12 protein-coding genes are annotated in these 12,917 nt (G+C 68.1%); 3 read left to right on the forward strand and 9 right to left on the reverse strand.

Annotation, left to right across the window (positions count from 1 at the left end; translation table 11 throughout):
- Positions 1 to 46: 46 nt before the first annotated feature.
- From EL338_RS02980 to EL338_RS02990, 3 genes are read right to left on the reverse strand one after another with little or no spacing between them, the layout of a single operon-like run.
- Positions 47 to 1,531: an aldehyde dehydrogenase family protein gene (locus EL338_RS02980; protein WP_126332374.1), complete on the reverse strand. Its 1,485-nt coding sequence runs from the start codon at positions 1,529 to 1,531 to the stop codon at positions 47 to 49.
- A gap of 1 nt (position 1,532) precedes the next feature.
- Positions 1,533 to 2,792, reverse strand: coding sequence for an amidohydrolase family protein (locus EL338_RS02985; protein ID WP_126332375.1), 1,260 nt, complete (start codon positions 2,790 to 2,792; stop codon positions 1,533 to 1,535).
- Positions 2,793 to 2,817: 25 nt separating this feature from the next.
- A complete protein-coding gene (locus EL338_RS02990; RefSeq protein WP_126332376.1) occupies positions 2,818 to 3,963 on the reverse strand; it encodes a thiolase family protein in 1,146 nt (381 codons plus the stop codon).
- 232 nt (positions 3,964 to 4,195) lie between these two features.
- Between EL338_RS02990 and EL338_RS02995 the strand changes: the two genes are divergently transcribed.
- Together EL338_RS02995 and EL338_RS03000 are read left to right on the forward strand one after the other, a co-directional pair.
- Positions 4,196 to 5,689, forward strand: coding sequence for an aldehyde dehydrogenase family protein (locus tag EL338_RS02995; protein WP_126332377.1), 1,494 nt, complete (start codon positions 4,196 to 4,198; stop codon positions 5,687 to 5,689).
- Positions 5,686 to 6,891 (forward strand): cytochrome P450, encoded by a 1,206-nt coding sequence (locus tag EL338_RS03000; protein ID WP_126332378.1) that lies wholly within the window; start codon positions 5,686 to 5,688, stop codon positions 6,889 to 6,891. Before EL338_RS02995 ends, EL338_RS03000 begins: the two co-directional genes overlap by 4 nt.
- A gap of 22 nt (positions 6,892 to 6,913) precedes the next feature.
- Here EL338_RS03000 and EL338_RS03005 read toward each other — a convergent pair whose 3' ends face one another.
- Together EL338_RS03005 and EL338_RS03010 are read right to left on the reverse strand one after the other, a co-directional pair.
- The gene (locus EL338_RS03005) at positions 6,914 to 7,816 is read right to left on the reverse strand and encodes a pyridoxamine 5'-phosphate oxidase family protein (protein WP_126332379.1); all 903 of its coding nucleotides are present in this window, start codon (positions 7,814 to 7,816) and stop codon (positions 6,914 to 6,916) included.
- A gap of 46 nt (positions 7,817 to 7,862) precedes the next feature.
- Entirely contained in the window at positions 7,863 to 8,324 is a 462-nt protein-coding gene (locus tag EL338_RS03010; RefSeq protein ID WP_126332380.1) for a VOC family protein, read from the reverse strand.
- 127 nt (positions 8,325 to 8,451) lie between these two features.
- Between EL338_RS03010 and EL338_RS03015 the strand changes: the two genes are divergently transcribed.
- Positions 8,452 to 8,967, forward strand: a complete 516-nt coding sequence (locus EL338_RS03015) for a CGNR zinc finger domain-containing protein (protein WP_126332381.1) — start codon at positions 8,452 to 8,454, stop codon at positions 8,965 to 8,967.
- 49 nt (positions 8,968 to 9,016) lie between these two features.
- On the opposite strand, the gene EL338_RS03020 is transcribed toward EL338_RS03015, so the two are convergent.
- The 4 genes from EL338_RS03020 to EL338_RS03035 form a co-directional block, all read right to left on the reverse strand.
- On the reverse strand, positions 9,017 to 9,454 hold the full coding sequence (locus tag EL338_RS03020) for a pyridoxamine 5'-phosphate oxidase family protein (RefSeq protein WP_126332382.1): 438 nt from the start codon (positions 9,452 to 9,454) through the stop codon (positions 9,017 to 9,019).
- 153 nt (positions 9,455 to 9,607) lie between these two features.
- Positions 9,608 to 11,248, reverse strand: coding sequence for a medium-chain acyl-CoA ligase Mig (locus tag EL338_RS03025; protein ID WP_126332383.1), 1,641 nt, complete (start codon positions 11,246 to 11,248; stop codon positions 9,608 to 9,610).
- A gap of 23 nt (positions 11,249 to 11,271) precedes the next feature.
- Positions 11,272 to 11,892, reverse strand: a complete 621-nt coding sequence (locus EL338_RS03030; RefSeq protein ID WP_126332384.1) for a cysteine hydrolase family protein — start codon at positions 11,890 to 11,892, stop codon at positions 11,272 to 11,274.
- Positions 11,889 to 12,902, reverse strand: a complete 1,014-nt coding sequence (locus tag EL338_RS03035) for a Rieske 2Fe-2S domain-containing protein (protein WP_126332385.1) — start codon at positions 12,900 to 12,902, stop codon at positions 11,889 to 11,891. The genes EL338_RS03030 and EL338_RS03035 overlap by 4 nt, the downstream gene beginning before the upstream one ends.
- Between the last annotated feature and the right edge of the window lie 15 nt (positions 12,903 to 12,917).

The following is a 12,917-nucleotide window of genomic DNA, read 5'->3' on the forward strand; positions in this document are numbered from 1 at the left end:
GCACAACAACCCCTTCTCTGCTCGGTCTGCGCCGGGCACCGGGTAGCTACGCCGGGTGCCCGATGGTCTTGCTCTCCAGGTACTCCTTGAACCCCTCGGCCCCGTTGCGCCGGCCGAGGCCGCTCTGCTTGGTGCCGCCGAACGGACTGGTGATGCCGAAGTGGCTTCGTCCGTTGACCGTCACGTTACCGGTACGCAGCCGCCGGGCGATACAAAAGGCGCGTTCAGTGTCAACCCCGGTGACTTCGCCGGAGAGCCCGTAGATGGAGTTGTTGGCGATGGCGACGGCCTGGTCGTCGGTGTCGTACGGGATCACGGTGAGTACCGGACCGAAGATCTCTTCCTGCGCCACCTGGGAGTCCGGGTCGACGTCGGCGAGCAGCGTCGGCTGGGTGTAATAGCCGACGGGCAGCGCCTCGGGGACGCCGCCGCCAGTGATCAGCCGCGCGCCGGAGTCGATGCCGGAGCGGATCAGCCCGAGCACCTTCTGCCGCTGGGTCTCGCTGATCTGCGGGCCTTGCAGCATTGCCGGATCCCACGGATCGCCCACCGCGGTGGCCGCCATGGCGGCCTTCAGGATTTCGATGCCCTCGTCGTAGCGGCTGCGCGGCAGCAGGATTCGGCTGGCCATGATGCACGCCTGACCCGACATCACGCACGCGACCATGGCCGCCATCGGCAGGCACTTCTCGAGCTTCGCGTCGTCGAGCACGATGTGGGCGGACTTGCCGCCCAGCTCCATCATGGTGCGCTTCACCGTGGGCGCGGCCGCGGCGAGGATGGCGCGGCCGGTGGCCGTGGAGCCGGTGAAGGTGATCATATCCACCCGCGGGTCCGCGCTCAGGGCGGCGCCGACCTCGTTGGCATTCGAGGTCACGACGTTGAACACCCCGGCGGGGATGTCGGTTTCCTCGGCGATGATGCGGCCGAGTTCGCTGCCCGACCAGGGGGTGAGCTGGGCGGGTTTGAGGACGACGGTGTTGCCGGCCATCAGGGCGGGGACCGTCTCGGCGATGTTGAGGTAGAACGGCACGTTCCACGGGGTGATCGCCCCGACCACGCCCACGGGTTCGTAGGAGATGGTCCGCCGGGCGGTCCCCATCGGGGCCTTGTGGATGCCGGTGTCGACCAGGTACTCGAAGTCGCGGCCGTGCTCGGCCCAGTGCCGTACCTCGTCGATCGGGTCCTCTATCTGACTGCCGGTCACGCTGATCGGGCAGCCGACCTCGGTGACGACGATGCGCCGCAGGCGCTCCTTGTTGCGTTCCAGCGCCGCGTGCAACTGCATCAGGCAGTGGTAGCGGAAGTCGAGATCGCGCGACCAGTCGGTGTCGTCGAACGCGCGCCGGGCCGCGCCGACGGCGCGGCCCATGTCGGCCGTCGTGCCGTCGGCGACCTGACCGACGACCTCCTCGTTGCCGGGGTGCACGACGTCGAACAGCGCGCCCCCGTCGGTGTGGCGCAGTTCGCCGTCGATGAGCATCCGCTGCTCACCGGCGAGAATGCCGGTGCCACTCTGTGTTTGGGTCATCTCAGCTTCCGGGTGCGACGAGTTCGGGCGGGTGGACGGCGTCCGGGTCGGGGTTGGCGATCGGCAGCCCCATGAACCGGCGGGCGTTGTCGCCCATGAAGTCGTAGGTCCGGCGCACGTCCATGCCCTCGGCGTAGTGCCAGTAGCCCTTCGGTTCGGCCAGCCCCTCCGGGTGCGGGTAGTCCGAGCCGAACAACACCTTGTCCCAGCCGACGGTGTTGACGACGTCGGCCACGCAGCCCTCCCAGAACGGGCTGACCCAGATGTTGCGGCGGAACACGTCGTGCGGATGCTCGGGGAAGTTCTGCGGCATCTTCTTGACCAGGTCTTCGAAGTCGTTGAACAGCGGGAAGATCCAGCTGCTGCCGTTCTCGACGCTGGCGATCCGCAGCTTCGGGAACCGGGTCAGGGTGCCGTGGCAGATCAGGCTGGTGAGCATGTCGGCGATCTCGCGATGTCCCAGCACCATCCAGCGGAATGCGCTCTGCGCCATGAAGTTCTGGGTGTGCGGCGGTTCCCAGCTGTTGACGTAGTCATCGAGGGGCGGATAGCTGGCGTGCAGCACGATCGGCAGCCCGGCCGCCTCCACGTCGCGCCAGAACGGGTCGAACTCCGGCAGCGCTGGCGAGCGCCAGCCGTGCAGGCCGTTGACCGGGCCGGGCTTGATCAGCGCCACCTTGGCGCCCTGGTCGAGGATGTATTCGAGTTCACGCTGGGCGGCATCGACCTCGGAGAGGTTGAGGATCGGCGTGGAAAACACCCGGTCGGCGTAGCTGAAGGTCCAGTGCTCGGCCATCCACTGGTTGAGCGCGTGGATGATGGCCAGCGTCAGTTGCGGATCGTCGGCGCTGGAGTGCTCGACCAGGCTCGCCAGGGTCGGATAGTTCAGGGCCTCGACGACGCCCTGCCGGTCGAGTTCGGCAACCCGGTCCTCGGGATTGCGGGTGGCCGCGGGCGCCTCGATGGCCTTGCCCTGCATCTCGCGCAGCGTCAGGCCCTCGGTGTTCCTGCCGGCGAAGAACTTCTCGTGCGCCCCCGGCGCGGCGACCCGCTCGAAGGTGGGGTTCGGGATGAAGTCGGTGACCTTGTTGTTGATGATGATCCGGGTCTGCCTGCCGATCTGCGCATACTGCACGGCACGCTGGTAGCGCTCGGGCAGGTACTTGGTGAGCGCCTCGGCGGTCTCGTACATGTGCTGGTCGGCATCGAAGATCGGTGCGTCCCGGAACTGCTCGCTGGGTGATGTCCTGGGTGATGTCATGGCAAGGCCTTTGCTCGGCACGGTGCTAGGTGGTGAGGATGCTGGCCGCGGCGGTGCCCGGCGCGCCGTAGAGCTGGGTGAAACCGACCTTGGGCGAACCGGGGACCTGCCGCTCGCCGGCTTCGCCGCGGAGTTGCCGGACGATCTCGTGCATCTGCCGCAGCCCGGAGGCGCCGATGGGTTCGCCGTTGGCGATCAGCCCGCCGTCGGTGTTGACCGGCATGGACCCGCCGATCTCGGTGGCCCCGTCGGCCAGCAGCTTCTCCTGCTCGCCGTCGGCGCAGAACCCGCACTCGGCCATGTGGATGATCTCGGCGCCGGCGTCGGTGTCCTGCAGCTGGATGACGTCGACGTCCTCGGGCCCGATCCCGGCCTTCTCGAACGCGGCGCGGGCCGCGTACACGGTGGGCGCGACGTCCTCGTCGACCGGCGCGAACGTGGTGTTGACCTCGTAAGCGCCGTACTTGCGGGTGCGGACCTCGACGGCGCGGAGGTACACCGGCTTGTCGGTGTAGCGGTGCGCGATGTCCGCGCGACACATCACCACGGCCGCGGCCCCCTCGTCGGGCGCGCAGAACATGTACTGCGTCAGCGGGTAGTTCAGCATCGTCGAGTTGAGGATGTCCTCTTCGGAGATCGGCTTGCGCCGGAACGCGTTGGGGTTCAGCGCGCCGTTGCGGAAGTTCTTGTTCGCCACCTTGGCCAGCGTGGCCTGGGAGATGCCGTGGGTGTGCAGATAGCGGTTGGCCTTCATACCGAAGAACTGGGTGGTGAGGTACTGCCCGTTCTCGGCGTACCACCGGGGCATCCCGACCAGGGCAGGGTCCTCGGTGAAGGCACCCTTGGGATGCTTGTCGAGGCCGACGGCCACGCCAATGTCATAGTCTCCCAGCCGGATACCGTCGGCGCAGGCCTTCGCCGCGCTCGCCGCCGTGGCGCAGGCGTTGAACACGTTGGTGAACGGGATGCCGGTCAGGCCCACCATGCCCACGATCGCGTCCGGGTTGGCCACCGTCCAGCTGCCGCCCGTGGCGGCCTGCACGTCGGACCACTGCACGCCCGCGTCGGCGACGGCCGCGGTAATCGCGTCCACCCCCATCTGCATGGCCGACTTGCCCTCGAATCGGCCGAATGGGTGCAAGCCCACGCCGATGATGGCCACTTCGTTCACGTTCTCCCCTTCTGAAGTGCCGGATCGGCTGCGCGCAGCCGTCCGTCGGCCGTCAACCGTAACTCTTACAGTAACTTACCTAGTGCCGTGGCGCGGCGGGCTGTCCAACCGTGCACCGCGCACCGTCTGGGTAAGATACTGTAACCTTTACCGTTGATCGTCCCGAATTTGGCTGGGGTGGTGGTGGACCAGCCGGTACGCCGGGGGTGCGACAGGAAGGCGTAAGGCATCGATGAGCAGGTCGGAGCTGCGGGTGGACGAGCTGGAATCGCTGCTGCAACGGCAGCGCGAGTCGTTCGTCGAGCAGGGTCCGCCGGAGCTGGCGGTGCGGCTGAATCGGATCGACCGACTGCTGGCCCTGGTGTTGGACAACACCGGCGACCTGGTCGAGGCGATGGGCGACGACTTCGGTACCCGCTCCCGCGCGGCATCGCTGTTCACCGAGATGGTCGGGATGATCCCGGTCGTCGAGCACACCCGCAAGAACGCCGCGCGCTGGATGCGGACCACCAAATTGCTGCGCGCGGCCCGGGTGGTGGGGCTGCGCGCCGACGTAGAACCCACGCCGCTGGGTGTCGTCGGCATCATCGGCCCCTGGAACTTCCCGCTGAACCTGGTGGTGCTCCCGGCGGTCGCGGCGTTCGCCGCGGGCAACCGGGTGATGATCAAGATGTCCGAGATCACCCCGCGCACAGCGGCTTTGCTGGCGGAGCTGGCACCGAAGTACTTCGACCCGACCGAGCTGGTGGTGGTCACCGGCGGGCCGGATGTGGCGGCGACCTTCAGCGCGTTGCCCTTCGACCACCTGTTCTTCACGGGCTCACCGGATATCGGGGTGCGGGTCCAACGCGCGGCCGCCGAACACCTGGTGCCCGTCACGCTGGAACTCGGCGGCAAGAACCCGGTGGTGGTCGCCCCGGGCGGCCGCGACGACGTCGCCAAGGCGGCCGCGCGGATCGCCGCGGCTCGACTGGTCAACGGCGGCCAGGTCTGCGTGTGCCCCGATTACGTGCTCGTGCCGCAGGGGCACGTCGAGGCGTTCGTGGACAGCGCGCGCCGCACCTGGCAGGGCATGTTCGACACCATCGTGAGCAACCCCGACTACTGCTCGAGCGTCAACGAACCCAACTTCGACCGGGTGCTGGGCCTGATCGAAGACGCCCGCGCCAAGGGCGCGGTGGTCGAGGCCGTCGCGCCGGCGGGGGAGCAACTCCCGGACCGGGCCACCCGCAAGATCGCGCCGACCCTGATCCGCGGGGTGGACGACGACATGCGGATCGCCCACGAGGAGGTGTTCGGTCCGGTGCTGGCGGTGCTGCCCTACACCCGGCTCTCCGATGCGATCGGCTACATCAACTCCCGTCCCGCCCCGCTGGTGGCGTACTGGTACGGCCCCGACGGGGACGACTTCCGCGGCTTCGTCCGGGGGACCCGCAGCGGCGGGGTGGCCCGCAACGACTTTGCCGCCCAGATGATTCCGTCGGCCGCCCCGTTCGGGGGCGTGGGCCGCAGCGGGATGGGCGCCTACCACGGCAAGGCCGGCTTCGACGGGTTCAGCCATTACCGCACCGTGGTGGGCTCGGACCTGCCGTTCAGCATCACCGGTAGCGCGGCGCCACCGTTCACCAAGCCGATGAAGTTGTACGCCGACGCCGCACTTCGGCGGGCGCGCAACAAGACTCGCCGCCGGTTGGCCCGACCCTCGAGTTCAGGAGACAGACGATGAGCACGGCAACGGTGGTATTCGACCCGTTCTCCGAGGACTTCTTCAACAGTCCGTATGAGATCTACCGGCGCATGCGCGAGGAAGCGCCGGTCTATTACAGCGAGCAGTACGACTTCTACGCCTTGACCCGGCACGAGGACGTGGCCGCGGCGTTCAAGGACCACGAGACCTACTCGTCGGCCTACGGCGTCGACCTGGCCCAGGTGCGCAAGGGGCATGTCACCGAGCACGGCGGGATCATCGCGATGGACCCGCCGGCCCATCGCCGGATGCGCAGCCTGCTGAACCGGGTGTTCACCCCGCGGGCGATCGAGGCCCGGCGCGAGTTGGTCACCGAGACCATCGACCGGTACCTGTCGGCGGTCGACCCCGCCGGCTTCGACTTCGTGCAGGAGTTCTCCGCGCTGTTCCCGGTCGAGGTGATGACCATCATGCAGGGCGTGCCCGCGGAGGACCGGCAGCAGATCCGGTTGTGGATCGACGACTTCCTGCACCGCGAACCCGGTGAGGTCGAGATGAGCGAGGCGGGGTTGAAGTCCGCCATCGACATGTCGGTCTACTACTACAAGCTGATCAAGGCGCGCCGCGACAATCTGGGCCCCGACCTGCTGAGCAAGCTGATCGAGTCGGAGATCGAGCGGGAGAACGGCGAGATGGGCCCGCTCAACAACCTCGAGATCACCGAGTTCGCAGTGCTTCTCGGCGGGGCCGGGGCGGAGACGGTGACCAAGCTGCTGGGCACCGCGGCAGTGGTGTTCGCCCAGAACCCCGACCAGTGGGAACTGCTGCTGGCCGATCGCGCCAAGGTCCCGTTCGCGGTCGAGGAACTGCTGCGCTACGAGGCGCCCGCGCAGTACAACGTCCGCCGCTCCATGCGCGAGGTCACCCTGCACGGCGTGACGATCCCGGCGGGCAAGCCGGTGTTCCTGGTGGGCGGTTCGGCCAACCGGGATCCGGAGGCCTGGACCGACCCGGACAAGTTCGACATCGACCGCGACCGCGCGGAAGCGCAGAACCTCGGCCTGGGGTACGGCATCCACAGCTGCCTGGGCGCGGCGCTGGCCCGGCTGGAGAGCACCATCGCGCTGGACCGGATGCTGGACTTCATGCCCCGCTACGAGGTCGACTGGAGCGGCTGCAAGCGGGTCAACATGCAGAACGTCGCCGGCTGGAGCAGCGTCCCGGTGCGCGTGCTGCCCTGATCCCCCCGCGATTTCGGCGTGATCACCCACGGTGAGCGTGGGAGATCACGCCGAAATCACTGGGCTTGCTCCAGCGCAGCGGTCCGGGTCCTGCGCGTTCGATGACCTCGACGATGGTGAAGTCGATCATGCATTGGGCGCCGACGGCGAATGTGTCTGGCTCCCATAGCACTTCGGCGGTACCGGTCAGCTGGAGGCTGGCGCCGGTCGCCCAATCCAACAGCAGGATTCCGCAGCGCGGGTTCACCTCGATGTTGCCGAGCGTCATGAACATCGAGTTGCCACGGTAGTCCGGCCACCGGAGCTGTGTCGGCGAGAGTGCTTGTAGGAAACCGGGATTGCCACCGCGATGGGAGGCGTCGGCATTGCCCTCGTCGTCTGCGGTGGCCACGAAGAAGGTATCGGCAGCGGCGATCATCTGCTGCTGCTGCTGATTCAGTTCGCCGGTGCGTCGCGTCGCGGTCCGCGCGATATCCGGTTCGAAGGATGTGATGCGCCTGCGCGAGATGTACTTCGGGCAGTTGGAGTACACCTGATCGACGGTGATCAGTAGTCCGTCGCCGTGGACGACGACGGCTCCGTTGACCCGCATTCGCCGACGCCGTTCGGGCTGCAGTGCCAGCATGCCGATCCGGGTCGACCGGGCCAGGGGCGCTGCCAGCGGATCGTCGGCGGCCGGGCGGGCGGCCACGGCGATCGTCCGGTCGCCGACGGCGCGTACGAAACCCGGCGGACCGACGAGGTCGCTCGCCCACAGTCGGCCGGTCTCGTCGGTACCGGCCACCACCACCATTTGCTGTTCGGCGAGGAAGTTCGCGGCGACCTCGGGGATGTCGGCGCGGATACCCCGGCGGACCTTCTCGGCGATGTGCGACTGCCCCATGCGCTGCTGCACGGTGAGCTCGCCGGCGTGGAAAGGGGTCATCCGTATCACCCGTTTTGCGTTGCCGTTGTTCGCGGGATGGTGTCGGTCAGAAGAAGCCGCACGTCGGGGCTTCGCCGTCGGGTGCGGGGGCCGGCTCGACGCCCCGGGGTGCGTATACCTCGAGGCGGATGCCGTCCGGGTCGGTGAAGAAGATGCCGCCCGAGTCGAGACCCTCGCCGTGCGCGACGACGCCGTCGTGGGCGAACTCGACGGCGAATTCGCGCAGGGTCGATTCCACTGCCCGGACCTGCTCGATGCTGTCGACCTCGAATGCGAGATGGTGCAGTCCCGGGGTAGCGGTGGAAAACGTGCCGCTGCTCTGCTGCCAGAGCGTGAGCGTCACCTTGTCGTCGACGCCGAGGAACACCCACCGCTTCGCGTCGTCGGAACTCGCGGTCAGTTGTTCGAAGCCGAGTGCGCGGCAGTAGAAGTCCGTCGATCGCTGCAGGTCCGACACGTTCAGTCCTACGTGTCCGGGCGCAAGTCGGGCAGTGCTGGCGGTGGTCATGGCAGTCCTCCTCGGTATAACCGGTCTCTATCACTTTGATGGTTAGACCGTACGCCGAGCGGTGCGCTCGCGCAACCGCTAAACTTCGGTTCAGGGGTTAGGGCCCGGGAGAGGAGGTCGGTCGGAGATGCGCGATCCGCGTCCGCACGTCGGCGAACCGCTGGCATTGGACCTGCTGAACACCTGCTGGATGGACGACGGCCCCCGCGATCTGCTCGCCGACGTGGACGGACTGCGGATCTGGCTGACGTCGGCGGGCCTGATCGACCGCGCGCCCGCCGACGAGCGGACGCTCGAGGCTCTGTTGGCCGCGCGCAGTGCGATCCTCGCAGCGATCCGGCACGACGACGCGGACGCACTCAACGAGATTCTCGACCATGGCCGCATCCGCCGGCGCCTGACCGCCGACGGCCCAGTGGACCTGCCGGACGTGGCCGATTCCGCCTGGCTGCCCGCCTGGGTCGCCGCGGACAACCTGCTGCACCTGCTGGCAACCGCGCCGGACCGGATTCGGCAGTGCGCCCATCCCGACTGCGTGCTGTTCTTCCTCGACACATCCAAGAACGGCGCGCGCCGTTGGCATTCGATGGCGATCTGCGGTAACCGCGCGAAAGCCGCCCGGCATTACGCCAAGCGGTCGTAGTCACCCGCGCGCCAGACCGTCACCGCGGATGGGTCGCTCGGGGCCGGCGTCATCCGGCGTAGCGGCGGACCTGCTCGGGTTGGATGACCAGGCGGACCCACTCCGCCTCGCCCAGCAGTACTTTCAGGTCGTTGGCGCGCACCGGGTCCTCCAGGTCCCAGTAGAGCGCTGCGAGGCGCTCGCAGAGTTCATGGGCACCACCGGCCTCGATCGAGGCCGGGCCCGATACCGAAATCCAACGTTCGCGTTCGGTGGCGGGTGCCGCAACAACGATCGAGGCGCGGGGATCCCTGCGCAGCCGTCGGACGTGCAGTGAGTCCGGGCCGGTGAACAACTGGATGCTGCCGTCGGCCGTGGGCTCGAACCACACCGGTCGAGGCTGTGGTGGGTTCGGACCACCCGCAACCGACAGAAATCCGTGTAACGGGCGGCGGAGAAACGCAATATCGTCCGCGGTGAGTACGTCGTTGCTCGACGAGACGGTCATTGGTGCCAGGCTCCATTCGCTGCGGCTGCTATCGCATAGTTCTCGAACTGCGGGCACTCTCTTGAACCGGCCGGCGTTCCGTTCCATTCCGCACCCACGCCCCTGGGATTTCGGCGTGATCACCCACGGTCACCGTGGGAGATCACGCCGAAATCACTGGGCTTGCTCGGCCTGCTCGCGGGCCCAGCGGTAGTCCGCCTTGCCGGCCGGGCTGCGCTCGATCACCGGCCGGAAGACCACCGCCTTGGGCAGCTTGTAGCGGGCCAGCGTGGTGCCGGCGTGTGCGATGAGCTCCTCGGCGTCGACCGTGGCCCCAGCCGTCAGCGCGACCACGGCCACCACCTCCTGTCCCCAGCGGTCGCTGGGGCGGCTCGCGACCACGACGTCGGCCACCGCCGGGTGCGCCGCCAACGCGGTCTCGACCTCCTCGGCGAAAATCTTCTCCCCGCCGGAGTTGATGGTCACCGAATCCCGGCCCAGCAACTGGATGGTGCCGTCGGCGAGGTGGCGCGCCCGGTCCCCAGGAATTGCGTACCGCGTGCCGTCGACCACCGGGAAGGTGCGGGCGGTCTTGTCCGGATCGCCCTTGTAGCCCAACGGAACCGGGGCGCGCTGCGCCAGCCAGCCGTCGCCGTCGTGGCCGGGCTCGAGGACCCGGTCCAGCCCCTCAGCCACCACAAAGGTGTCGGGCCCCGGCTTGAAGATCCCGGTGGAGACGGCCCCGGGCGCGGACATGTGCGTCATCTGGGCCCCGGTCTCCGAGGAGCCGACGCCGTCGACGACGATCAGCCCCGGCTTGAGGTCGATCAGCCGCTGCTTGGTGGTCGGCGTCAACAGGGCACCGCCATTGGCGACGACGTTGAGCGAGGACACGTCGACCGTGCCGCGTTCGATGGCATCGGCCAGCGGTCGCGCCACGGCGTCACCCACGACGGTCACCACCCCGGCCCGGTGCCGGGCGATCTCGGCGAGCACCACGTCGGCATCGAGCCGGCCCGCGACCTCGGAGAACAACACGGTCTGCCCGGTGGTCAGCGCGGTCATCACGCCCCACTGCGCCGCGCCGTGCATCAGCGGCGGCAGGATCATCAGCGTCATGCCGGGGTTGGCGCGGGCCTTCTCGACGAGTTCCTCGACGGAGGCGGCGGTGTGGCCGCTGTAGAGGTCGCGGCCGCCGAAGGAGGCGACGAAGATGTCGTGCTGCCGCCACAACACGCCCTTGGGCATCCCGGTGGTCCCGCCGGTGTAGAGCACGTAGAGGTCATCCGGATCGGCCTGCACCGGCGGTGGCGCCGCCGACGCGGAGGCCAGGGCGTCGTCGTAATCGATTGCGCCCGGAAGTAGTTCGTGGCCAGAGTCGTCGGCGATCTGGATCAGCACGCGCAACTGCGGCAGGTCGCCCAGGATCTCGGCGACCCGCGGCGCGAACTCGGCGTGGTAGAGCAGCGCGGTGGCACCCGCGTCGGCCAGCAGGTACTGCAGCTCGTTCTTGACGTAGCGGTAGTTGACGTTGAACGGGGCGACCCGGGCCCGGAATGCGCCGAGGAGACCCTCGACGTACTCGGGCCCGTTGTGGGCGTAGATGCCCAGCAGATCCTGGCCGCTCTGATGCCCGGCGAGCTGGGCCCGCGGCGTGTGGCACCCGAGGCCCTGGCCGTGCAGGAAGGCCGCCAACCGGTTGGAGCGTTCCGCGACCTCGGCGTGGGTATAGCTGCGGTCGCCCTGGATGATCAGGGGGCGGTCCGGGATTGCCGCCGCGATCGCATCGGCCACTGCGGGAACGGTGAATTGCATTGTTGCTCCGTTATTCTGACGACTCAGGCCCGGGCCCAGGCGTCGATCAGGGCGTCGGTGGTGGTCACGGTGGACAGCAGTGCCAGCGTGTTGTCGATGATCGCGGTGCCATAGTCGGTGGGGATACCGGCCACCGCGTCGCGGGGCAGCACCACCCGGTAGCCGGCGTTGACGGCATCCATCACCAGATTGGGGATCGCGACGTTGAGCGAGACCCCCACCGCGACAATGGTGCGCACCCCGAGGTTGCGCAGGATCGCGTCCAGATCGGTGCCTCCCATCGGGCCCAGCCCGTGCCAGCGGTGCAGCACCAGATCGCTTGGCTCCGGTCCGAACTCGTCGAGCAGCGTCGCGCCCGTGCTGCCCGGCGCGATGTCGACGTCCTGACGGCCGATCGCGAACAGCTTGGCGTTGTGGTTGGAGCCGCGGCCGTCGGCGCGGCGCTGCACGAGGCAGTGCACCACGGCGGCACCCGCCGAGCGCGCCGTCGGCAGCAGTCGCGCGATGTTGGGCAGTGCCTCCCGACGGGCCTCGGTGGCCAGCGCGGCCAGGCCCGCCGACGGACCGACCACCGCGCCCTGCAATTCCTGGGTGACGACGGCGGTGTGCGCCGGTGCGACCAGATCTGCCAGCGCCGCCGTCATGCGTGGGCGGTCACTTCGGCGGGCGGAACGTCGTAGAACCGTGTCGCCCACTTACGCAGGGCCATATAGTGTTTGGCGTCGACCTTGGCCAGCGGCGGATGCTCGACATACTTCTGGTAGCGCCAGATGTCGCAGTCCTCCCACACCGTTTTCAGGTACTGACGCTCGACCTTGGTGCGGACGTGCTCGGGCGGGATGTCGGAGGTCTCACCGGGTTCCTTGGGCCACCAGATGGAATAGAACATGTCGGAGACCTCGTCGTCGACCGGGGTGCAGGCGAAGATCAACCGGTGATTCGAGGCCCCCTCGAAGGCGCTCATGGCGAACCCGAGTCCCGAGTAGTGGCTGTGGATGCGCAGGGCCATCGCGTCCGGGTCGTCGCTGCGCACGTCGGGCCAACCGGTCAGGAACCGCCATTCTTCGTCGACACCTTCCCAGTGCAGGCAGATCGGGGTGACCGTGGCCTTGTGCACATAGCGGAAATGTGAGCTGTCGGGGGCGTTCTCGGCCACGATCTGCGGATGGACCGGGATCGCGTCGGCGCGGCTGGAGAACTCCGGATACGGCCGGTAGTAGGCGTTCGGGTCGGTCTCGAACTGCGGGAACTTGTGGAAGATATCGGGCAGTTCCCACTGCGGTTCCTTACCCTCGGGCTGGTACCACATGAAGATGCAGCCGTACTGTTCCTGGACCGGGTAGGAACGGAGCTTCAGGCCGCGGTTGGGCCGGTCTGGCTGGTACGGGATATAGGTGTTGTCGCCCTTCGGGCCCCACCGCCACCCGTGGAACGGGCATTCGATGCAGTCGCCGACCACCGTGCCGCCGTGGCCGATGTGGGCGCCCAGATGCTTGCAGTGCGCCTCGAGAACGTGCAGGTCGCCGTTCTCGTCGCGGTAGGCGGCCAGATCCTCGCCGAAGTACTTCAGCGCCTTGACGTGGCCAACCTCGTACTCGGCCGACCAGCCGATCATGAACCACCCGGTGACTTTCCAGGTGAACGGGACCTTCATTATCGCTTCCCCATC

Source organism: Mycolicibacterium chitae (genome assembly GCF_900637205.1).
GTDB lineage: Bacteria > Actinomycetota > Actinomycetes > Mycobacteriales > Mycobacteriaceae > Mycobacterium > Mycobacterium chitae.